Here is a 24,772-nt window from a genome sequence, read left to right as displayed (position 1 = left end):
AGGGGGAATCCTTGAGGCTAGGGGTGGTTGACGGCGCCGGGCCACGATTAGCCTGCGTCGGGCGGGACCGGTGAATTGGGCGGCTGGTGCACGCGGCGGCGGCGAAAGTCCAGGAATTCCCTCAACGGGCCGGCCGGTCGTCTCCGTCTATTCGTCGCGCCATCCGTGGAAGAGGGTTTCACCAGATGGTTGATAAGGATACGCTTCGCGATTATCTGAAGCGGGTCACCGCCGATCTCCACCGGACCAGGCAACGCCTGGCCGATTTCGAGGCGGCGGACGCCGAACCGCTGGCGATCATCGGGATGAGTTGCCGTTTCCCCGGCGGCGTCCGTTCACCGGAGGACCTCTGGCGGCTGGTGGCCGACGGCGCCGACGCCATCGGCCCCTTCCCGGAGGACCGCGGCTGGGCCCTCGACCACCTCTTCGACGACGACCCGGACCGGGCCGCGACCAGCTACGTGCGCGAGGGCGGCTTCGTCACCGGGGCCACCGAGTTCGACCCCGGGTTCTTCGACATCTCGCCGCGCGAGGCGCTGGCGATGGACCCGCAGCAGCGGCTGCTGCTCCAGGCGTGCTGGGAGGCCGTCGAGCGCGCCCGCCTGGACCCCACCTCGCTGCGCGGCAGCGACACCGGCGTCTTCATCGGCGCCGGCGACCAGAAGTACACCGCGCTGGTCGCCGGGGCGCCGCACGAGGGCGGCGAGGGCTACCTGCTCACCGGCGGCGCCAGCGCCGTCATCTCGGGCCGGGTCTCCTACGCGATGGGCCTGGAGGGCCCCGCGATCACCGTGGACACCGCCTGCTCCTCCTCGCTGGTCGCGCTCCACCTGGCCGCCCGTTCGGTGCGCCAGGGCGAGTGCTCGCTGGCGCTGGTCGGCGGCGTCACCGTCATGGCCACCCCGGGTGTGTTCACCGAGTTCAGCAAGCAGCGCGGGCTGGCCGGGGACGGCCGGTGCAAGTCCTTCGCCGCCGCGGCCGACGGCACCGGCTGGTCCGAGGGCGTCGGCGTGCTCCTGGTGGAGCGGCTCTCCGACGCGCGCCGGCTCGGGCACCCGGTGCTCGCCGTGGTGCGCGGCTCGGCGGCCAACCAGGACGGCGCCTCCAACGGGCTCACCGCCCCCAACGGGCCGTCCCAGCAGCGGGTCGTCATGCAGGCCCTGGCCAGCGCCAAGCTGTCCACCGGGGACGTCGACCTGGTCGAGGCGCACGGCACCGGCACCGAGCTGGGCGACCCGATCGAGGCCCAGGCGCTGCTGGCCACCTACGGCCAGGGCCGGGCGCAGGACCGTCCGCTGTGGCTCGGCTCGGTCAAGTCCAACATCGGGCACGCCCAGGCCGCGGCCGGCGTGGCCAGCGTGATCAAGACCGTGATGGCGCTGCGGCACGGCGTGCTGCCGGCCACCCTGCACGTGGACGGACCGACCCCGCACGTGGACTGGTCGGCCGGCGCGGTGGAACTGCTCACCGAGTCCCGGCCCTGGCCGCGCGGCGCCGAGCCGCGCCGCGCGGGCGTCTCCTCGTTCGGCATCAGCGGCACCAACGCCCACATCATCCTGGAGGAGGCCGACGAGCCCGCGGCCGCGGAGCCCGGGGCGGCGGAGGCCGTGGCAGGCCCGGCCGGCGGGGAACTCCCCTTCGTCCTCGGCGCCAAGAGCGAGGCCGCGCTGCGCGGCCAGGCCGCGCGGCTGCGCGCCCTGCTGACGGCCGACCCGGCGGTGCACCCGGCGGACCTCGGCCGCTCGCTGGCCGTCACCCGCGCCGCGCTGAGCCACCGCGCGGTGGTCGTCGCGGCCGACCGCGCCGGCCTGGAGGCCGGCCTGGCCGCCCTGGAGGACGGCACCGAGAGCGGCCGGGTGGTGCGCGGCACCGCCGCCCGCAGGAGCGGCAAGCTGGCCTTCCTGTTCACCGGCCAGGGCGCCCAGCGCGCCCGGATGGGCGCCGAACTGGCCGCCGCCCAGCCCGTGTTCGCCGAGGCCCTGGCCGAGGTGTGCGAACGGCTGGACCCGCACTTCGACCCGCCGCTGCGCGCCGTGCTCGACGCCGAGCCCGGCAGCGACACCGCCGCGCTGCTCGACCGGACCGCCTACACCCAGGCCGCGCTGTTCGCCGTCGAGGTGGCGCTGTACCGCCTGGCGACCGCCTTCGGCCCGGCCCCCGACTTCCTGCTCGGCCACTCGGTCGGCGAGGTCGCCGCCGCCCACGTCGCGGGCGCGCTCCCGCTGGACGACGCCTGCACCCTGGTCGCCGCGCGCGGCCGGCTGATGCAGGCGATGCCCGAGGGCGGCGCGATGCTCGCCGTCGGCGCGGACGAGGCGCGGGTCCGCGAGGACCTGGCCGCGGTGGCCGACCGGGTCGCCGTCGCCGCCGTCAACGGGCCGGCCTCGACGGTCGTCTCCGGCGACCGCGAAGCGGTCCTGGCGCTCGCCGCCACCTGGCGCGAACGCGGCCTGCGCACCCGCGAGCTGCGGGTCTCGCACGCCTTCCACTCGCCGCACATGGACGGCATGCTGGCGGAGTTCCGCGAGGTCGTCGCGGGGCTCGCGTTCCGGCCGCCGGTGATCCCGGTGGTCTCCAACCTCACCGGCGCCCCCGTCGGCGCCGAGCAGCTGGCCGACCCGGACCACTGGGCCCGGCAGGTCCGCGAGACCGTCCGGTTCGCCGACGGGGTCCGGCACCTGGACGCGCAGGGCGTCACCCGCTACCTCGAACTCGGGCCCGACGGCGTGCTCACCGCCATGGCCCGGGAGAGCCTCGCCCACCGCGAGGACACCGTCTTCCTGGCCCCGCTGCTGCGCCGCGACCGGCCCGAGCCGCTGAGCGTCGCCACCGCGCTGGCCGGCCTGCACGTGCACGGCGGCGCCGTCGACTGGGCCGCCGTCTTCGGTGACGGACGCCTGCTGGACCTGCCGACCTACGCCTTCGAGACCTCGCCGTACTGGCCCAACACCGCCTCCTGGCGCGGCGACGTCACCGCGGCGGGCCTGAGCGCCATCGGCCACCCGATGATCGGCGCCGGGATCTCGCTCGCCGGCGGGGACGAACTGCTGTTCACCGCACGGCTGTCCGCCGACGCCCACCCGTGGCTGGCCGACCACCGGGTGCACGGCCGGGTCGTCGTTCCCGGCACCGCCTTCGTCGAACTCGCCGTCCACGCGGGCGACCAGGTCGGCTGCGGGGACCTCGACGAGCTGGTCCTGGAGGCCCCGCTGGCGCTGCCCGACCGCGGCGCGGTCCAGGTCCAGGTGGCGGTCGGCGCCGCCGGCCCGGACGGCCGCCGCACCGTCACGGTGCACGCCCGGCCCGAGGAGCGGGCCGACGACAACTGGTCGGAGCGGCCCTGGACCCGGCACGCGACCGGCGTGCTGGCCCCCACCGCCGACGGCGCGGCGGCCGAGCCGGCCCCGCAGCAGTGGCCCCCCGCCGACGCCGCCCCGGCCGACGCGGACGCCGTGTACGAGCTGCTGGAGACGGCCGGACTGGCGTACGGCCCGGCCTTCCGCGGCCTGGCCGCCGCCTGGCGCCACGGTGACGCGATCCTGCTGGAGGCCCGGGCCGGAGACCCCGAGGAGGCCCGCCGCTACGGCCTGCACCCGGCGCTGCTGGACGCCGTCCTGCACGCGCTCGCGGTCCGTTCGACGGCCGACGGGGGAGCCGACGGCACCCCGCTCACCGCCGGACTGCCGTTCTCCTGGACCGGGGTCGCCCTGCGCGCCTCCGGCGCCCCCGGCGTCCGGGCCCGGATCACCCCGCTGGGTGAGGACGCGCTCTCCCTGGTCGCCTGGGACGGCGACGGCCGGCCGGTCGTCACCGTCGAGCGCCTCGTGCTGCGCGCGGCCGCCCCCGCCGGTCCGTCCGCCGACCCGGCCGGGCTGTACCGGGTGGACTGGCGGCGCCCGGCCGACGGCGGCACCGAGGTCGCCGTGCCCGCGGACCTCGCGCTGCTGGACGCCGAGGACGCCCTGGCCGCGGCCGTCGACGAGGACGGCCACGTGCCCGGAATCGTGGTGCTGCCATGCCCGGCCGGCTCGGCGCAGGAGGCCGTCGCCCGGGTGCTGACGGTGCTCCAGGACTGGCTGGCCGACGACCGCTTCACGCCCGCCCGCCTGGTGGTGCTCACCCGCGACGCGGTCGCCGCCGCCCCCGGCGACCCGGTCGCCGACCCGGCCGGCGCCGCCGCCTGGGGCCTGGTGCGCACCGCGCAGACCGAGCACCCCGACCGCTTCGTCCTGCTGGACGCCCCCGCCGGGGTGCCGGTGCCGACCGAGGTGCTGACCGCCGCCGTCGCCTGCGGCGAACCCCAACTGGCGCTGCGCGACGGCGAACTCGCCGCCGCCCGCCTGGTCCGCGCGGCCGTGCCCGCCGGCCTGCCGGCCCCGGCCGGAGCCGGGGCCTGGCGGCTGGACACCCGCGACCCGGGCACCCTGGAGGCCCTCGAACTGCTGCCGGTCGACCCGGCCGCCCCGCTGGCCCCCGGCGCGGTGCGGCTCGGCGTGCGCGCGGCGGGCCTGAACTTCCGCGACGTGCTGGGCGCGCTCGGCATGTACCCGGGCGAGGTCGTGCTCGGCGGCGAGGCCGCCGGCGTGGTGCTGGAGGTCGGACCGGACGTCGAGGGCCTGCGCCCGGGCGACCGGGTGTTCGGCCTCTGCCCGGCCGCGTTCGGCCCCGTCGCCGTCACCGACCACCGGCTGCTCGCGCCGATGCCCGCGCACTGGTCCTTCGCCGAGGCCGCGGCCGTCCCGATCGCCTACGCCACCGCCTACTACGGCCTGGTGGACCTGGCCGGCCTGCGGGCCGGCGAGTCGGTGCTGATCCACGCCGCCGCGGGCGGCGTGGGCACCGCCGCCGTCCAGGTCGCCCGACACCTGGGTGCCGAGGTCTACGGCACCGCCAGCCCGGCCAAGTGGGAGGCGGTGCGCGCCCTGGGCGTCGCCGCCGACCGGATCGCCTCCTCCCGGGACACCGGCTTCGCCCGGCGCTTCGCCGAGGCCACCGACGGCCGCGGCATGGACGTGGTGCTGGACGCCCTGGCCGGCGAGTTCGTCGACGCCTCGCTCGACCTGCTGCCGCGCGGCGGCCGCTTCATCGAGATGGGCAAGACCGACGTCCGCGACCCCGGCGAGGTCGCCGCCCGCCACCCCGGCGTGCGCTACCAGGCCTTCGACCTGATCGAGGCCGGCCCCGAGCGGATCGGCGAGATCCTCGCCACCCTGCTGGAGCTGTTCCGCGCCGGCGAGCTGCGGCTGCCGCCGCTGCGCGCCTGGGACGTGCGCACCGCCCCCGAGGCGTTCCGCCACATCGGCCAGGCCCGCCAGATCGGCAAGGTCGTCCTCACCCTGCCGCGCGCCTTCGACCCGGACGGCACCGTCCTGGTCACCGGCGGCACCGGCGGCCTCGGCCGGGTCCTCGCCGAGCACCTGGCGACCGCCCACGGCGTCCGCCACCTCACCCTGCTCAGCCGTACCGGGCCCGCCGCCGAGGGCGCCGCCGCGCTCACCGAGGCGCTGGCCGAACGGGGCGCGCAGGTCGAACTGCTCGCCTGCGACGCCGCCGACCGGGACGCGCTCGCCGCGGTGCTCGCCGGGCTCACCCGCCCGCTGACCGGGGTGTTCCACCTGGCCGGCGTGGTGGACGACGCCGTGGTCACCGGGCTGACCCCGCAGCGCGCCGCCGCCGTCCTGCGCGCCAAGGCGGACGCCGCCGCGCACCTGGACGAGCTGACCCGGCACGCCGACCTGGCGGCCTTCGTGCTCTACTCCTCCGCCGCCGGCACCCTGGGCAGCGCCGGGCAGGCCGGCTACGCCGCCGCCAACGCCTACCTCGACGCCCTCGCCCACCGCCGCCGCGCCGCCGGGCTGCCCGCGCTGTCGCTGGCCTGGGGCGCGTGGCAGGACACCGCCGGCATGACCAGCCGGCTGACCGGGGCCGAGCGCGAGCGCATCGCCCGCTCCGCCTTCCCGCCGCTCTCCGTCGAGCGCGGCCTCGCGGCCCTGGACGCGGCGCTCGCCCTGCCCCACCCGGCGCTGGTCGCCACCGGGCTGGACCAGGCGGCCCTGGCCGCCGGCGCGGGGTCGCTGCCGCCGCTGCTGCGCGAACTCGTCCGCGGCGGCACCCGGCGCGTCTCCGGCGCCGACCCGGCCGCCGCCGGTTCGACCCTCGGCCGCCGGCTGGCCGGACTCGGCGCGGAGGACCGGCTCCGGCTGCTGCTGGAGCAGGTGCGCGGCCAGGCCGCCGCCGTGCTCGGCTTCGCCGGGCCCGAACCGGTCGACCCGAACCGGGCGTTCAAGGAGCTCGGGGTCGACTCGCTGACCGCGGTCGAGCTGCGCAACCGGCTCTCCGCCGTCACCGGGCTGCGGCTGCCGGCCACCCTGGTCTTCGACCACCCGACCCCGGCGCTGCTCGCCGAGGAGCTCGGTCGCGAACTGCTCGGCGCGTCCGAGCCCGAGCCCGCGTCCGGGACCGCCACCGCCGGCCCGGCCCCGGTGGCCGCCACCGGCCCGGCCGACGACCCGCTGGCGATCATCGGCATGAGCTGCCGACTGCCCGGCGGCGCCGACACCCCCGAGGGGCTGTGGCGGATCGTCAGCCAGGGCGTGGACGCCATGACCCCGGTGCCCACCGACCGCGGCTGGGACCTCGGAGCCTTCCCGGAGGGCTTCGCGGACGGCCTCGACGGCGGCTTCGTCGACGGCCTGGCCGACTTCGACCCCGCCTTCTTCGGCATCAGCCCGCGCGAGGCCCTGGCGATGGACCCGCAGCAGCGGCTGCTGCTGGAGACGGCCTGGGAGGCGATCGAGAGCGCCGGGATCGACCCGACCACGCTGCACGGCAGCTCCACCGGCGTCTTCGTCGGAAACGCCACCACCGGCTACAGCGTCGGCGCCACCGAGGTGCCCGAGGGCATCGGCCCGCACCTGATGCTCGGCACCGCCGCCTCCGTCACCTCCGGCCGGGTCGCGTACACCCTCGGCCTGGAGGGCCCGGCGCTGTCCATCGACACCGCCTGCTCCTCCTCGCTGGTGGCGCTGCACACGGCGGGCGAGGCGCTCGGGCGCGGCGACTGCTCGCTCGCGCTGGTCGGCGGCGTGACCCTGATGGTCGTGCCGACCATGTTCGTCGAGGGCACCCAGGGCGGCGCGGTCTCCACCGACGGCCGCTGCAAGGCCTTCGCCGCCGCCGCCGACGGCACCGGCTGGGGCGAGGGCGCCGGCATGCTGCTGGTCGAGCGGCTCTCCGACGCCCGCCGCAACGGCCACCGGGTGCTTGCCCTGGTCCGCGGCACCGCCGTCAACCACGACGGCGCCAGCAACGGGCTGACCGCCCCCAGCGGCCGGGCCCAGCAGAAGGTCATCCGGCAGGCGCTGAGCGCCGCCCGGCTCGCCCCCGGCGACGTCGACGCCATCGAGGCGCACGGCACCGGCACCGAGCTGGGCGACCCGATCGAGGCACGGGCGCTCCAGGCCGTCTACGGCCGGGACCGGGAGGCCGACCGCCCGGTGTGGCTCGGCTCGGTCAAGTCCAACATCGGGCACACCCAGTCCGCGGGCGGCGTCGCCGCCGTGATCAAGATGGTCCAGGCGATGCGGCACGACCTGCTGCCCGCCACCCTGCACGTGGACGAGCCGACCCCGCACGTGGACTGGTCGGCGGGCGCGCTGCGCCTGCTCACCGAGCCGGTGCCGTGGCCGCGGGGCGGTCGCACCCGCCGGGCGGGCGTCTCCTCGTTCGGCATGAGCGGCACCAACGTCCACGTGATCCTGGAGGAGGCGCCGGAGCAGGCCGAGGCCCCGGCGCGGCCGGCCGCCCCGTCCCTGGACGGCGCCCCCACCCCCTGGCTGCTGTCCGCCCGCGGCGAGGCCGCGCTGCGCGCGCAGGCCGCACGGCTGCGCGAACACCTCTCCACCCGGGCGGAGCTGACGGACCGTCAGATCGCCGGAGCGCTGTCGTCCGGCCGCTCCGCCTTCGACCACCGCGCGGTGCTCCTCGCCGACGACCGGGACTCCTTCACCGAGCTGCTGACGGCGCTCGCCGAGGACCGGACGGCCGAGGGCCTGGTGCGCGGCGTCGCCGCCGCCGGGGGCCGCACCGTGTTCGTCTTCCCCGGCCAGGGCACCCAGTGGGCCGGCATGGCCGCCGGTCTGCTGGAGGCCTCCGAGGTCTTCCGCGACTCCGTCCGGGCCTGTGACGCCGCCCTGGCCCAGTACGCCGACTGGTCGGTGGAGGACGTGCTGCGCGGCGCCGAGGACGCCCCGCCGATCGAGCGGATGGACGTCGTCCAGCCCGTGCTGTTCACCATGATGGTGTCGCTGGCCGCGCTCTGGCGCTCGCACGGCATCACCCCCGCCGCCGTGGTCGGGCACTCCCAGGGGGAGATCGCGGCGGCCCACGTCGCGGGCGCGCTCACGCTGTCCGACGCGATGCGGATCGTCGCGCTGCGCAGCCGGCTGCTCCTGGCGCTCGCCGGGCAGGGCGCCATGGCGTCGGTCTCGCTGCCCGAGGACGAGGTGGCCGCCCGGATCGAGGCCTGGCCGGGCGAGCTGCACATCGCCGCCGTCAACGGCCCGCGCTCGATCGTGGTCGCCGGAGACCCGGGAACGGTCGACGGGTTCGTCGAGGCGCTGGCCGCCGAGGACGTGCGGGTGCGCAAGGTCCGGGTCAACGGCGCCGGCCACTCGCCGCAGGTCGAGCCGCTGCGCGAGGCCGTGCTGGAGGCGCTGGCCGGCATCGAGCCGCGGCCCGCCCGGACGGCCTTCTACTCCACCGTGACCGGCGGCGCGCTCGACACCACCGAGCTGGGCACCGCCTACTGGTACCGCAACATGCGCGAGCCCGTCCGGTTCGCCCACGCCGTCCGCTCCCTGCTGGAGGACGGCTACCGCACCTTCGTCGAGTCCAGCCCGCACCCGGTGCTGGGCCCCGGCGTGCAAGAGGCCGCCGAGGAGCTCCCCGGCACCGGCGAGGTGACCGTGGTCGGCACCCTGCGCCGCGACGAGGGCGGCCCGGCCCGGTTCCTGCGCTCGCTCGCCGAGGCGCACGTCCACGGCGCCCGCCCGGACTGGTCCGCGGTCCTCGGCGGCGTCCCGGCCACCGCCGTCGAGCTGCCCACCTACGCGTTCCAGCGGCAGCGCTACTGGCTCGACCTGCCGACGGCGCACGGCGCCGCGGCCGGCGACGCCCTGCGCGACCCGGCCGAGGAGCGGTTCTGGGCGGCGGTCTCCGAGGCCGACCCGGCCGGGCTGGCCGAGGCACTCGGCGTGGACGACCCGGACGCCCGCGCCGCGCTGGCCGCCGCCGCGCCCGCGCTGCCGGTGCTCTCCTCCTGGCGGGCGCGCCGCCGGGACGGCTCCACCATCGACAACTGGCGCTACCGGGTGCGCTGGCGGCGCATCGCCCGCACCGAGGGCGCCGAACTCTCCGGCACCTGGCTGCTGGTCGTCCCGGGCGGCGAGGACGACGGGACCGCCGCGTTCTGCGCGCGGGCGCTCGGCGAGCACGGGGCCCGCGTGGTGACCGTCTCGCCCGCCGCCGACGACCCGTCCGGCGACGGCCTCGGCGAGCGGATCGCCGAGGCGGTGGCCGAGGGGCCGGCCGGCGTGCTCTCCCTGCTGGCCCTGGACGAGGAGACCCACCCGGACCACCCGGTGCTCTCCCGCGGGCTGGCCCGCACCGTCGCCCTGGTCCGGGCCGTGGAGGCGGCCGGCGGCACGGCACCGCTCTGGATCGCCACCCGGGGCGCGGTCTCGGTGGGGGCCGCCGACCCGCTGACCCGCCCGGAGCAGGCCGGCGCCTGGGGCCTCGGCCTGACCGCCGGACTGGAACTCACCGGCCGTCGGATCGGCCTGCTCGACCTGCCCGCCGACCCGGACGACCGCGCCCTCGCCCGGGTGGCCGCCGTGCTCCACGGCGGCTCCGGCGAGGACCAGGTGGCCCTGCGGGCCGCCGGCGTCTTCGGCCGCCGGATGGTCCGGGCCCCGCGCGAGGACGCCGCGGGCACGGACGGCTGGCAGCCCCGCGGCACCGTCCTGGTCACCGGCGGGACGGGCGCCGTCGGCGGCCACGTGGCCCGCTGGCTGGCCCGGGCCGGCGCCGAACGGCTGGTGCTGGCCGGCCGGCGCGGACCGGCCGCCCCCGGCGCCGCGGAGCTGGCCGCGGAGCTGACCGCGCTCGGCGCCGAGGTCCGGATCGAGGCCGTGGACGTCACCGACCGCTCCGCCGTCGCCGCCCTGCTGGCGCGGCTGCCGGAGCTCACCGCCGTCGTGCACGCGGCCGGCGTCGCCCAGAGCACGCCCGTGCTGCACACCGACGTCGCGGAACTGGCCGCCACCCTGGAGGCCAAGGTCGCCGGCGCCGTCCACCTGCACGAACTCGCCGGGGACGACCTGGAGGCCTTCGTCCTGTTCTCCTCCGGCGCGGCCGTCTGGGGCGGCAGCGGCCAGGCCGCCTACGCGGCCGCCAACGCCCGCCTGGACGCGCTCGCCCAGTACCGGCGCTCGCTCGGGCTGCGCGCCACCTCGGTCGCCTGGGGCGGCTGGGCCGGCGGCGGCATGGCCACCGACGAGGCGATGGCCGTCCTCGGCCGGCGGGGCCTGGCCCTGATGGACCCGCAGCTCGCGGTCACCGCGCTCGGCCAGGCGCTCGCCGACGACGAGACCCTGCTGACCGTCGCCGACATCGACTGGGCCGCCTTCGCCCCGGCCTACAGCGCCGCCCGCGAGCGGCCGCTGATCGACGAGATCCCCGAGGCCCGGGAGGCGCTCGCCGACTCCGGGCCGCAGACCGCGGCGCCCGCCGGCGAGGGCGAGTTCGCCCAGCGGCTGGCCGCCCTCCCCGCGGGCGAGCGCGGCCGGGTCGTCCTCGACCTGGTCCGCACCCACACCGCCGCCGTGCTCGGCTACCCCGGACCCGGGGACGTCGAGCCCGCCCGGGCGTTCCGCGAGGTCGGCCTGGACTCGATCATGGCGGTCGAGGTCCGCAACCGGCTGCGCACCGCCACCGGGCTGCGGCTGCCGGCCACCATGGTCTTCGACCACCCGACGCCGGCCGCCGTCGCCGACCACCTGGCCACCCTGCTGCTCGGCGCCCCGGCCACCGCGGCCCCCGCGCCGGAGCACGGCGCGGCGCCCGCGGACGACGACCCGATCGCCATCGTCGGCATCGGCTGCCGCTTCCCCGGCGGCGTCCGCTCCCCGGAGGACCTGTGGGAGCTGGTGCTGGGCCGCCAGGACGCCGTCACCCCGTTCCCCGCCGACCGCGGCTGGGACCTGGACGCGCTCTACCACCCCGACCCGGACCGGCCCGGCACCACCTACGTCCGCGAGGGCGGCTTCCTGGAGGGCGCCGGCCACTTCGACGCCGAGTTCTTCGGCATCAGCCCGCGCGAGGCGATCACCCTGGACCCCCAGCAGCGGGTGCTGCTGGAGGCGGCCTGGGAGGCGCTGGAGCGGGCCCGGATCAACCCGGCGACGATGGCCGGCGCCAAGGCCGGCGTCTACGTCGGCACCTCCTTCCAGGGCTACGGCGTGGACGCGCAGGACGGCATCGCCGCCTCCGAGGGCTTCTTCCTGGCCGGGACGGGCACCGCCGCGGTGTCCGGGCGGCTCGCGTACACGCTCGGCCTGGAGGGCCCGGCGGTCACCGTGGACACCGCCTGCTCCTCCTCGCTGGTGGCGCTGCACCTCGCCTGGCAGGCGGTGCGCAACGGCGAGTGCACGCTGGCCCTGGCCGGCGGCGTCACCGTGCTGCCCACCCCGGTCTCCTTCACCGAGTTCAGCCGCCAGCGCGGACTGGCGCCGGACGGCCGCTGCAAGGCGTTCGCCGCCTCCGCCGACGGCACCAACTGGGGCGAGGGCGTCGGCGTGGTGGTCCTGGAGCGCCTCTCGGAGGCGCGCCGCAACGGCCACCCCGTGCTCGCCCTGTACACCGGCTCGGCGACCAACCAGGACGGCGCCTCCAACGGCCTGACCGCGCCCAACGGGCCGTCCCAGCAGCGGGTCATCCGCCAGGCGCTGGCCAGCGCCGGGGTACGGCCGAGCGACATCGACCTGGTCGAGGCGCACGGCACCGGCACCTCGCTCGGCGACCCGATCGAGGCCCAGGCCGTGATCGCGACGTACGGTCAGGACCGCCCCGAGGACCGGCCGGTCGGGCTCGGCTCGCTGAAGTCCAACATCGGGCACACCCAGTCCGTCTCCGGCGTCGCCGGTGTGATCAAGACCGTGATGGCGCTGCGCGCCGGCGTCCTGCCGCCGACCCTGTTCGCCGAGGAGCCGACCCCGCACGTCGACTGGAGCGCGGGCCGGGTCGAGCTGCTGACCGAGGCCCGCCCCTGGCCGAGCACCGAGGGCCCGCGCCGGGCCGGCGTCTCCTCCTTCGGCGGGACCGGCACGAACGCCCACGCCGTCCTGGAGCAGGCCCCGGAGCCCGAGGAGGAGCCGCGCGCGGAACGCGCGGCCGGCACGCTGCCCTTCGTGCTCTCCGCCCGCGGCCCGCAGGCCCTGCGCGAGCAGGCCGAACGGCTGCTGGCACACCTGGACGCCGAGCCCGCGGCGGACCTCGGCGACCTCGCCTACTCGCTGGCGACCACCCGCACCCCGTTCGCCGAGCGCGCCGTGGTGCTCGCCGCCGACCGGGCCGAGCTGCGCGGCGGCCTCGCCGGGCTGGCCGCGGGGCAGACCCCCGAGGGCACCCCGACCGGCTCGGCCGTGAACGGCCGCACCGTGTTCGTGTTCGCCGGCCAGGGCGCCCAGTGGGCCGGCATGGCCGCCGGGCTGATGGACTCCTCGGAGGTCTTCGCCGAGCACATCGCCGCCTGCGACGAGGCGCTCGCCCCGTACACCGACTGGTCGTTGGTGGACGTGGTGCGCGGCGTCGAGGGCGCGGCCGCGCTGGACCGGGTCGACGTGGTGCAGCCGGCCCTGTGGGCGATGATGGTCTCGCTCGCCGCGGTCTGGCGCTCCTGGGGCGTCGAACCGGACGCGGTGATCGGCCACTCGCAGGGCGAGATCGCGGCCGCCTGCGTGATCGGCGCGCTGTCGCTGGAGGACGCCGCCCGGGTGGTGGCCGTGCGCAGCCGGGCGATCACCGCGCTGTCCGGCAAGGGCGGCATGGTCTCGGTCGCGCTCCCCGCCGCGAAGGCCGGGGAACGGATCGCCCCGTGGGCGGGGCGGATCTCCGTCGCCGCCGTCAACGGGCCCTCCTCCGTGGTGGTCTCGGGCGAGACCGGGGCCCTGGAGGAGTTCTTCGCCGGCTGCGAGGCGGACGGGGTCCGGGTCCGCCGGATCGCGGTCGACTACGCCTCGCACTCGGCCCAGGTCGAGGCCGTCGAGGAGCGGCTGGTCGCGGAACTCGCCGGGATCACCCCGCGTTCCTCCGCGGTCTCCTTCTACTCCACCGCGCTCGGCCGCTGGACGGACTCCGCCGAGCTGGACGCCGGGTACTGGTACCGCAACCTGCGCAACACGGTCGGCTTCGAGCAGGCCGTGCGCGCCGTCGCGGCCGAGGGCTACCGGCACTTCGTCGAGGCCAGCCCGCACCCGATGCACACCGTCGGCATCCAGGAGACCCTGGACGACCTGGACGAGGCCGTCACCGGCGGCGGCGCCGTGGTCGGCTCGCTGCGGCGCGACCAGGGCGGCCTGGACCGGCTGTGGACCTCCGCCGCCGAGGCGCACGTGCGCGGCCTCGCCGTGGACTGGGCGCAGCTGCTCGGCGGCCTCGGCGCCCGCACCGTCGACCTGCCCACCTACGCCTTCCAGAGCAGGCGCTACTGGCTCGGCGGCTCAGGTGCCGGCTCCGGCGCGGCCGAGGCCGCCACGGCCGGGCTCGGCGCCACCGGGCACCCGCTGCTCGGCGCCGCCGCCGACCTCGCCGGGCTGGACGCCGTCCTGATGACCGGCCGGCTCTCCCGCCGCTCCCAGCCCTGGCTGGCCGACCACGCCGTGCTCGGCACCGTCCTGCTGCCCGGTACGGCCTTCGTCGAGATCGCGGTGCAGGCCGGCGCGCAGGTCGGCTGCGGCCACGTCGAGGAGCTCACCCTGGAGACCCCGCTGCTCCTGCCGGAGCACGGCGCGGTACGCCTGCAGGCCGTCGTCCAGGCCCCGGACGCCGCGGGACGCCGGATGCTGACCGTCTACTCCCGGCCGGACGACTGCACGGCCGCCGCCGGCACCGACGGCTGGACCCGGCACGCCACCGCGACCCTGGCCCCGGAGCCGCCCGCCCCGGCGTTCGACCTCGCCCAGTGGCCGCCGCGGGACGCCGAGCCGATCGACCTCGGCGGCTTCTACCAGGAGCTGGAGGCGCGCGGCTACGCGTACGGGCCGACCTTCCAGGGCCTGCGCGCCGCCTGGCGCCGGGACGAGCAGATCTTCGCCGAGGTGTCCCTGCCGGAGCCGGGCCCGGACGCCGAGCGCTTCGGCGTCCACCCGGCGCTGCTGGACGCGGCGCTGCACGGCATCGGCATGCTGCGGGCGCTGCGCGAGTCCGAGCGCGGTGAACGGGCCCGGGCCGAGCTGCCGTTCGCCTGGCGCGGGGTCGGCTGCCACCAGCGGGGCGTCACCTCGCTGCGGGTCCGGCTGGCCTTCGCCGAGGCGGACGGGATCACCCTCCAGGCCGCGGACGACACCGGGCTCGCCGTCGCCTCGGTCGAGGCGCTGGTCTCCCGGCCGGTGCCGGACGGCCTCGGCACCGCCCCGGCCCCCGGACAGTCGCTGTTCCAGGTCGAGTGGACCGGGGCCGCGCCGGCCGGGGACACCCGGCCCGGCCGCCTGCTGCTGGCCGGTGACGACCCGTCCGGGCTCGCCGAGCGGCTCACCGCCGCCGGCGCCCCGCCCGAGCGCCACCGGGACCTGGCCGCGGTGGCGGCGGCGCTCAGCGGCACCGACGAGCCCGCGACCGTCCTGGTCCCGCTCGCCGGCGCCACCGGCGGTGACCCGGCCGAGGCGGTCCGCACCGTCACCCACACGGCGCTGGCGCTGGCCCAGCAGTGGCTCGCCGACGACCGCTTCGGCTCCTCCCGCCTGGTGCTGGTCACCCGGGGCGCCGTCGCGGCCGACCCGGCCGAGGCCCCCGCCGACCTGCCCGCGGCGGCGGCCTGGGGCCTGCTGAAGTCCGCCCAGTCCGAGCACCCCGGCCGGTTCGTGCTGCTCGACGAGGACGGCCACGAGGACACCGCCCCCGCCCTGCTCGCCGCGCTGGGCACCGACGAGCCCCAGGCCGCGCTGCGGTCCGGCGCCGTGCGGGTGCCGAGGCTGGCCCGACTGGCCGTACCGGCCCGGCCGGACACCCCGGTGTTCGACCCGGACGGCACCGTGCTGATCACCGGCGGCACCGGCACCCTGGGCCAGGCGCTGGCCCGGCACCTGGTGACCGAGCACGGCGTCCGGCACCTGGTGCTGGCCGGCCGGCGCGGACCGCAGGCCCCCGGCGCCGCCGAACTGGTCGCCGAACTGGCCGACCTGGGCGCCGAGGCCGAGATCGCGGCCTGCGACGTGGGCGACCGCACGGCGGCGGCCGCGCTGCTGGCCGGCATCCCGGCCGACGCCCCGCTGCGCACCGTCGTGCACGCGGTCGGCGAACTGGACGACGGCGTGCTCGTCGGGCTCGACCCGGCGCGCGTCGACCGGGTCCTGCACGCCAAGGTCGGCGGTGCGCTGCACCTGGCCGAGCTGACCCGCGGCACCGGACTGTCCGGCTTCCACCTCTTCTCCTCGGCGGCCGGCACCTTCGGCGGCGCGGGCCAGGCCAACTACGCCGCGGCCAACGCCTTCCTGGACGCCTTCGCCCAGGCCCGCCGGGCGGAGGGGCTGGACACGGTCTCCTTCGCGTGGGGCCCGTGGGCGCAGCCGACCGGGATGACCGGGAACCTGACCGAACTGGACGTCAACCGGGTGCGCCGGCTCGGCATGACGCCGGTGTCCACCGCGGAGGGCCTGGCGCTGTTCGACGCGGGTCTGGCCGCCGGCACCGCCGTGGTCGTGCCGATCAACCTGGACACCGCCGCGCTGCGGACCCAGGGGCTGCTGCCCCCGCTGCTGCGCGGTCTGATCCCCGCGGCGCCGACGGCGCCCGGGGCGGGCGGTCGGACCGGGGCCGCGGCCCGCGACGCGCACCTGCCCGAGCGGCTGGCCGGCCTCTCCGACCGGGAGCGGCTGGAGGCGCTGCTCGACCTGGTGCGCACCCAGGCCGCCACGGTGCTGGGCCACGACTCGGCGGGCTCGGTCGGTGCCGAGCGGGGCTTCCTGAAGGTCGGCATGGACTCGCTCACCGGCGTCGAGCTGCGCAACCGGCTGGCCCTGGCCACCGGGCTGCGGCTGCCGGCGACGCTGATCTTCGACTACCCCACGCCGCTGGACCTGGCGCGTCACCTCCGGGACGAGCTCGCCCCGGCGCCGACCGCCCCGGCCGCGAGCGCCCTGGACGAGCTGGCCAGGTTCGAGGAAGTCCTGAAGAACGTCGGCACCGACGGCTCCGAGCGGGCCGAGGTCGGCCGACGGCTACGCGAACTGGCCGCCCGATTCGGCGAGTTCGGCACCACCGACAGTGCGGCGAGCCTGGAGACGGCGACCGCGGAGGAGCTGTTCCAGATCCTCGACCAGTCGCAGTGAGATCCGGGGGAGACGACATGAGCGTGACCAGGGAAGAAGAGCTGCTCCGGTACCTGCGCCAGGCCACGGCCGCGTTGCAGGAGGCCCGCCAGGAGCTGCGCGAGGTGCACGAGAAGGCCCGGGAGCCGATCGCGATCGTCGGGATGGCCTGCCGGCTGCCCGGCGGGATCGCCAGCCCGGAGGAGCTGTGGCGGCTGGTCGCCACCGGCGGCGAGGGCCAGTCGGGACTGCCCACCGACCGCGGCTGGAACCTCGCGGCCCTGGGCGGCGACGGTGCGCGGCAGGCCGGCTTCGTGCACGAGGCGGGCTGGTTCGACCCGGCGTTCTTCGGGATCTCGCCGCGTGAGGCGCTGGCGATGGACCCGCAGCAGCGGCTGTTCCTCGAAGCCTCCTGGGAGGCCTTCGAGTACGCCGGACTGGACCCGGAGCGGCTGCGGGGCAGCCGGACCGGGGTGTTCGCCGGGATGATGTACCACGACTACCTCCCCGGCGGGGGCGAGGGCGCCGAGGCCTACCTCGGCACCGCCACCGCGGGCAGCGTGGTCTCCGGCCGGGTGGCCTACGCCCTCGGCCTGGAGGGCCCCGCGGTCACCGTGGACACCGCCTGCTCCTCCTCGCTGGTCGCCCTGCACCTGGCCGTGCAGGCCCTCCGGGGCGGGGAGTGCGACCTGGCGCTGGCCGGCGGGGTGACCGTGATGGCCGCGCCCGAGGTGTTCGGCTCGCTGGGCGGCGGGCAGGGCGTGGCCGCGGACGGCCGCTGCAAGTCCTTCGCCGCCGCCGCCGACGGGATGGGCTGGGCCGAGGGCGCCGGCGTGCTGCTGGTGGAGCGGCTCTCCGACGCCCGGCGGCTCGGCCACGAGGTGCTCGCGGTGGTGCGGGGCAGCGCGGTCAACCAGGACGGCGCCTCCAGCGGGCTGACGGCCCCCAACGGGCCGTCCCAGCAGCGGGTGATCCGGGAGGCCCTGGCCGCCGCCGGACTCTCGCCCGCCGAGGTGGACGCGGTGGAGGCGCACGGCACCGGCACCCGCCTCGGCGACCCGATCGAGGCCCAGGCGCTGCTCGCCACGTACGGCCAGGGCCGGCCCGAGGGCCGTCCGCTGCTGCTCGGATCGGTGAAGTCCAACCTCGGCCACACCCAGGCCGCGGCCGGGGTGGCGGGCGTGATCAAGATGGTGCTGGCGATGCGGCACGGCGTGCTGCCGGCCACCCTGCACGTGGACGAGCCGACCCCGCTGGTGGACTGGTCGGCGGGCGCGGTCGAGCTGCTGACCGAGGCCCGGCCGTGGCCGGAGGCGGACCGGGCGCGCCGGGCGGCGATCTCCTCCTTCGGGGTGAGCGGCACCAACGCCCACGTGGTCATCGAGCAGGGCGAGGCCCTCGTGGCCCCCGAACCGGCGAGCTCCCCGGCCCTCGTGCCCTGGCCGCTCTCGGCCCGGACGGCCGACGGCCTGCGGGCCCAGGCGCGCCGGCTGCGGGCCTTCGTGGCCGCCACGCCGGAGGCCGGACCGGTGGACGTCGGGCGCGGGCTGCTCGCCCGTACCGTCATGGAGCACCGCGCGGTCCTGCTCGGCGGCGACCGCGAGGCGTTCACCGCCGAGCTCGACGCGCTGGCCGCGGGCGACCCGGCCGGCGAGGGCCGGACGGCGTTCCTGTTCACGGGGCAGGGGGCGCAGCGGGTCGGCATGGGCCGGGGGCTGTACGAGGCCTTCCCCGCGTTCGCGGCGGCCTTCGACGCGGTCTGCGCGGAGCTGGACGCGAGGCTCGGGCGGTCGGTGCGGGAGGTCGTCCTCGACGGCGTCGAGGATCTGGACCGGACGGTGTGGGCGCAGGCCGGGCTGTTCGCGGTCGAGGTCGCGTCGTTCCGGCTGCTGGAGTCCTGGGGCGTGGTCCCGGAGTTCCTGCTCGGGCATTCGATCGGTGAGGTGGCGGCGGCGCACTGCGCCGGGGTGTTCTCGCTGGCGGACGCGTGCGCCCTGGTGGCGGCGCGTGGTCGGCTGATGGACGCGCTGCCGAGCGGCGGGGCGATGCTCGCCGTGCAGGCCACCGAGGCCGAGGTGCGGGCGGAGATCGGTGACCGGCTGGACGTGGCGGCCGTCAACGGGCCGCGTTCGGTGGTGGTTTCCGGCCCCGTCGAGGTGGTCGAGGAGTTCGCGGTCGAGTGGGCTTCCCAGGGCCGCAAGACCCGTCGGCTGACCGTCTCGCACGCCTTCCACTCGGCCCTGATGGAGCCGATGCTCGCCGAATTCGCCGCCGTGCTCGGCGGGTTGACCTTCGCCGAGCCGCGCATTCCGCTCGTCTCCAACCTGACCGGCGGGATCGCCGGGCCCGGCCTGCTCACCACCCCCGACTACTGGCTGCGCCACGTCCGGGAGACCGTCCGCTTCGCCGACGGCGTCGACACCCTGGGCGGCCAGGACGTGACCCGCTTCGCCGAGCTCGGCCCCGACGGCGTGCTGTCCGCCCTGGCCCGACAGGCCGACGCCAAGGGCACGTTCGCGCCGCTGCTGCGCCGCGAGCGGGACGAGACGGAGAGCGCCCTGGCCGCGCTCGGCGCGCTCTGGACCGCCGGGACGGCCGTGGACTGGCCGGCCGTCTACGCCGACTGGGGCGGGCACCGGGCGCTGCTGCCCCGGTACGCCTTCGACCGGCAGCACTACTGGGCGCAGCCGCCCGTCGCGCGTCACCCCGCCCGGCCGGAGGAGACGTCCGACGCCTGGCGCTACCGGATCACCTGGAAGCCGGTGCCCACCGCGGCCGTTCCGCCGCTGCTGACCGGCAGCTGGCTGGCGGTGCTGCCCGCCGGGGCGGCGGAGTCCGGCGCCCCGGGGTCCGACCTGGCCGAGGCCTGCCTGTCCGCCGTGGAGCGGGCGGGCGCCCGGGTGGTGCGGACCACGACCGAGCGGCTGGCGGACGACCTCGCCCGGATCGCGGACCCGGCCGGGGTGCTCGCCTTCCCCGGCACGGCCCCGGAAGCCGATCCCGTCGCCGACGCCCTGGACCTGATCGACGCGCTCACCGCCCTGGACCTGCGGGTGCCGCTCTGGTGGGTCACCTCCGGCGCGGTGACCGTGCGCGAGGAGGAGACCGTCCGGCCCGGACACGCCCGGATCTGGGGCCTGGGCCGGGTGGTCGGCCTGGAGCTGCCCGGCCTGTGGGGCGGGCTGGTGGACGTCTGCGGTCCGGCGGGGCCGGTGCTCGGTGACCGGATGGCCGAGGTGCTGTCCGGAACCGAGGACCAGGTCGCCGTCCGGGCCACCGGGACCTTCGCCCGCCGGCTGGTCCCGGCGGGAACCGGGCCGGTGACGGCCGACCCCGCCCCCGCCACCGGCACCGTCCTGGTCACCGGCGGTACCGGAGCGCTGGGCGCCGCCGTGGCGCGCCGGCTGGCCGGGCAGGGCGTCCCCCACCTGGTGCTGGTCTCCCGCCGGGGCCCGACGGCGCCGGGGGCGGCGGAGCTGGTCGCGGAACTGGAGGCGCTGGGCGCCCGGGTGACCGTCGCCGCCTGCGACACGGCGGACCGGGAAGGGATGGCCGGGGTGCTGGCCGCCGTCCCGGCGGAGTTCCCGCTGAGCGGCGTGGTGCACGCGGCCGGCGTCGGCGACCCGACGCCGTTCGGCAGCACCGCGCGCGCCGGGTTCGCGGCGATCGTGGACGGCAAGGCCGAAGGCGCGGTCTGCCTGGACGAGCTGCTGGGGGACACCCCCCTCGACTACTTCGTGCTCTTCTCCTCCGTCGCCGGCGTCTGGGGCAGCGGCGGGCAGTCCGCGTACGCGGTGGCGAACGCCGCGCTGGACGCCCTCGCCGTCGACCGCCGGGCCCGCGGGCTGGCGGCCACCTCCGTGGCCTGGGGCCCGTGGGCGGGCGAGGGCATGGCCGGCGGCGCCGACGCCGAGGAGTTCCTGCGCCGCCGCGGCCTGCGGGCGATGGCCCCGGACCTCGCCCTGGAGGCGATGGACACGGCGATCCGGACCGGCGACGTCTGCGTGACCGTCGCGGACGTGGACTGGCAGGCCTTCGTGCCCGGCTTCACCGCGTACCACCCGCAGCCGCTGATCGAGGACGTCCCCGAGGTGCGGCAGGTCCTCGCCGCGGGTGCCGCCGGCGGCCCGCAGGACGGCACCGCGCTGCGCGAGCGCCTCGCCGGGCTGTCCGGTGAGGACGGCCTCGCCCTGCTGCTGGAGACCGTGCAGCAGCAGGCCGCGCTGGTCCTCGGCCACAGCGCGGCCGGGTCGGTCGTCGCCGACCGGGCCTTCCGCGACCTGGGGTTCGACTCGCTGACCGCGGTCGAACTGCGCGACCGGCTGACCGCGGCCACCGGGCTGGCCCTGCCCGCCACCCTGATCTTCGACCACCCCACCCCGAGGGCGCTGGCCGAGCAGATCACGGCCGAACTGCTCGGCGACGACGCCCTCGACGCCGACGAGGCGGAGCAGGCGCGCCGCGCCCTGCTCACCGTCCCGGTGTCCCGGCTGCGCGAGTCCGGACTGCTGGAGCCGCTGCTGCGGCTCGCCTCGCAGGAGTCCGCGCCCGCCGCCGAGGACGCCGCACCCGTGACCGCCATCGAGTCGATCGACGAGATGGACGGCGAAAGCCTGCTGAGGCTGGCCCTCGGCGAACGTGATTCCTGACCGCAGTACGGAGCTTGCGATGGCCTCTACCCAGGACTATGTCGAAGCGTTGCGAGCTTCCCTCAAGGAGACGGAGAAGCTTCGCGCCCGAAACCGTGAACTGACCGCCGCGGTCAGCGAACCCGTGGCGATCGTGTCGATGGCGTGCCGCTACCCCGGCGACGTCTCCTCGCCGGAGGACCTCTGGCGGCTGGTCGAACGGGCCGGCGACGCGATCGCGCCCTTCCCCGAGCAGCGCGGCTGGAGGGCGGACGGGCTCGGCGCGGACGCCGCGGCGAGCGACCTCGCCGCCCAGGGCGGGTTCCTGGACGGCGCCGAGCGCTTCGACGCCGCGTTCTTCGGGATCTCCCCGCGCGAGGCCCTCGCCATGGACCCCCAGCAGCGGCTGCTGCTGGAGAGCGGCTGGGAGGCCTTCGAACGGGCCGGGATCGCGCCGGACACCGTGCGCGGCACCCGGACCGGGGTGTTCGTCGGCGCGACCTCCTCCGGCTACGGGGTCGGTGCGGCCGACGCCGACCAGGGGTACGTCCTGGCCGGCGGAGCGACCAGCGTGCTCTCCGGCCGGGTGGCGTACGTGTTCGGGCTGGAGGGCCCGGCGGTCACGGTGGACACCGCGTGCTCCTCCTCGCTGGTGGCGCTGCACCTGGCCGTCCAGGCGCTGCGCGCCGGGGAGTGCACGCTGGCGCTGGCCGGCGGGGTGACCGTGCTGACCAACGCGGAGGTCTTCCACGCCTTCAGCGCCCAGCAGGGCCTCGCCTCGGACGGGCGGTGCCGCTCCTTCGGCGCCGGCGCGGACGGCACCGGCTGGGGTGAGGGCGTCGGACTGCTGCTGCTGGAGCGGCTGTCGGACGCGCGCCGCAACGGGCACGAGGTGCTGGCTGTGGTGCGCGGCAGCGCGGTCAACCAGGACGGCGCCTCCAACGGGATGACCGCGCCGAACGGCCCCTCGCAGCGCCGGGTGATCCGGCAGGCGCTGGCCTCCGCGCGGCTCGCCCCTTCCGAGGTGGACGTGGTGGAGGCGCACGGCACCGGCACCCGGCTCGGCGACCCGATCGAGGCCCAGGCGCTGCTGGCGACCTACGGCCGGGACCGCGGCGACGAGCCGTTGTGGCTGGGCTCGATCAAGTCCAACATCGGCCACACCCAGTCGGCGGCCGGTGTCGCGGGCATCATCAAGATGGTGCAGGCGATGCGCCACGGCCTGCTGCCCGCCACCCTGCACGCCGAGCAGCCGACGCCCCACGTGGACTGGTCGGCGGGCGCGGTGGAACTGCTGACCGAGGCCCGGCCCTGGCCGGAGGCGGACCGTCCGCGCCGCGCGGGCGTGTCCTCCTTCGGGATCAGCGGCACCAACGCCCACGTCATCCTGGAGCAGGGCGATCCGCTGCCCGCACCGGAAGCGGTGGAGAACGGCGGCCCGGCGCTCTGGCCGGTGTCCGCGAAGAGCCCGGAGGGGCTGCGCGGACAGGCGGCGAGGCTGGCCGAGTTCGCGGCGACCGGGCCCGACCCGGCGGCCGCGGGGCACGCGCTGGCCGTCACCCGGGCGGCGCTGGAGCACCGCGCGGTGGTCCTCGGGGACTCGGCCGTCGGCCTCGGCGAGGGGCTGGCGGCGCTGGCCGAGGGACGTTCCGCCCAGGACGTGCTGACCGGGGTCTCGACCGAGGGGCGGACGGCGTTCCTGTTCACCGGTCAGGGGGCGCAGCGGGTCGGCATGGGCCGGGGGTTGTACGAGGCGTTCCCGGTGTTCGCGACGGCGTTCGATGCGGTCTGTGCGGAGCTGGACGGGAGGCTCGGGCGGTCGGTGCGCGAGGTCGTCTTCTCGGGTGCGGAGGATCTGGACCGTACGGTGTGGGCGCAGGCCGGGCTGTTCGCGGTCGAGGTGGCGTCGTTCCGGTTGCTGGAGTCCTGGGGCGTGGTCCCGGACGTGCTGCTCGGGCATTCGATCGGTGAGGTGGCGGCGGCGCACTGCGCCGGGGTGTTCTCGCTGGCGGACGCGTGCGCCCTGGTGGCGGCGCGCGGTCGGCTGATGGACGCGCTGCCGAGCGGCGGGGCGATGCTGGCGGTGCAGGCCGCCGAGGCCGAGGTGCGTTCGGAGATCGGTGACCGCCTGGACGTGGCGGCCGTCAACGGCCCGACCTCCCTCGTGGTCTCCGGTCCGGTCGAAACGATCGAGGAGTACGCCGCGCGCTGGAAGGCCGAGGGTCGCAAGATCCGCCGGCTGACGGTCTCGCACGCCTTCCACTCGGCCCTGATGGAGCCGATGATCACCGAATTCGCCTCCGTGCTGGCGGAGTTGACCTTCGCCGAGCCGCGCGTTCCGATCGTCTCCAACCTGACCGGCGGGATCGCCGAACCCGGCCTGCTCACCACCCCCGACTACTGGCTGCGCCAGGTCCGGGAGGCCGTCCGCTTCGCCGACGGCGTCGACGCCCTGGGCCGACGGGGCGTCACCCGCTTCGCCGAGCTCGGCCCCGACGGCGTGCTGTGCGGGATGGCCCAGCACGCCGGCGCCGAGGGCGCCTTCGCGCCGCTGCTGCGCGGCGCAGGCCACGACGGCGTGCGCACCTTCCACGCCGCCGTCGGCGCGCTCTGGACGGCGGGTGCCGCCGTGGACTGGCCGGCGGCCTTCGCGGGCCGTGGCGAGGGGCGGGTCGCGCTGCCCACGTACGCCTTCCAGCACCAGTCCTACTGGGCCCGTCCCGCCGCTCCTCCCGCCGCCGCGGCCGAGGGAGTGGAGGGCACCGCCGAGGGCCGGTTCTGGGCCGCCGTCGAGCGCGAGGACGTGGCCGAACTGACCGGCGCCCTCGGCGTGGACGCGGACCAGGGGGAGCTGCGGGCCGTGCTGCCCGCGCTGTCCTCCTTCCGGCGCCGCCGCCGGGACGAGGCCGTCATCGACTCCTGGCGCTACCGGGTCCGCTGGAAGCCGCTCGCCGACGCGCCCGCCGCGGGCACGCTCACCGGCACCTGGCTGGTCGTCGCGACCCCGGGGGACACCGACGCCCAGCGGCTGCTGGCCGCCGCCGGTGCCGACGTGGTCCTGCTGGAGTTCGACCCCGGGGCCACCCGGGCCTCCCTGGCCGCCCGGCTGCGCGAGCTCGCGGCCGCCCCGGCCGGCGTGGTCGCCTGCCCGGCCCGACACCCCGAGCCGGTCCCGGCGGCCGTCGCGCTGATCCAGGCGCTCGGCGACGCGGGCATCGACGCCCCGCTCTGGCTGGCCACCCGGGGCGGGGTGTCGGTGGGCCGCTCCGACGGTCCGTCCGACCCGGTGGCGGCGCAGCTCTGGGGCCTCGGCCGGGCCGCCGCCCTGGAGCTGCCGGAACGCTGGGGCGGGCTGGTCGACCTGCCGCCCGCCGAGGACGCCAGGACGGCCGCCCGGCTGGCCGCCGTCCTGACCGGCACCGAGGACCAGGTCGCCGTCCGGGGCGCCGGCACGTACGTCCGCCGCCTGGTGCGGGCCGCCCGACCGGACGGTGCCGAACCGCTCGGGACGCCCTCGGGCACGGTGCTGGTGACCGGTGGCACCGGGGCGCTGGGTGCGGA

The 24,772-nt window shown here is 77.3% G+C and carries 3 protein-coding genes; all 3 read left to right on the top strand.

Annotated elements, in window-relative coordinates:
* The first annotated feature begins 185 nt into the window (after nucleotides 1–185).
* Nucleotides 186–16,604, top strand: coding sequence for a type I polyketide synthase (locus ACFVGO_RS30850; protein ID WP_380635296.1), 16,419 nt, complete (start codon nucleotides 186–188; stop codon nucleotides 16,602–16,604).
* A gap of 23 nt (nucleotides 16,605–16,627) precedes the next feature.
* Entirely contained in the window at nucleotides 16,628–21,232 is a 4,605-nt protein-coding gene (locus tag ACFVGO_RS30845) for an SDR family NAD(P)-dependent oxidoreductase (RefSeq protein ID WP_380635303.1), read from the top strand.
* A gap of 19 nt (nucleotides 21,233–21,251) precedes the next feature.
* Nucleotides 21,252–24,772: type I polyketide synthase (locus ACFVGO_RS30840; protein ID WP_380635294.1), on the top strand; the 3,521-nt coding region annotated here is incomplete at its 3' end.

Source organism: Kitasatospora sp. NPDC057738, from assembly GCF_042798815.1.
Lineage (GTDB): Bacteria > Actinomycetota > Actinomycetes > Streptomycetales > Streptomycetaceae > Kitasatospora > Kitasatospora lactacystinica.
This window is presented reverse-complemented; position numbering and strand designations above follow the sequence as displayed.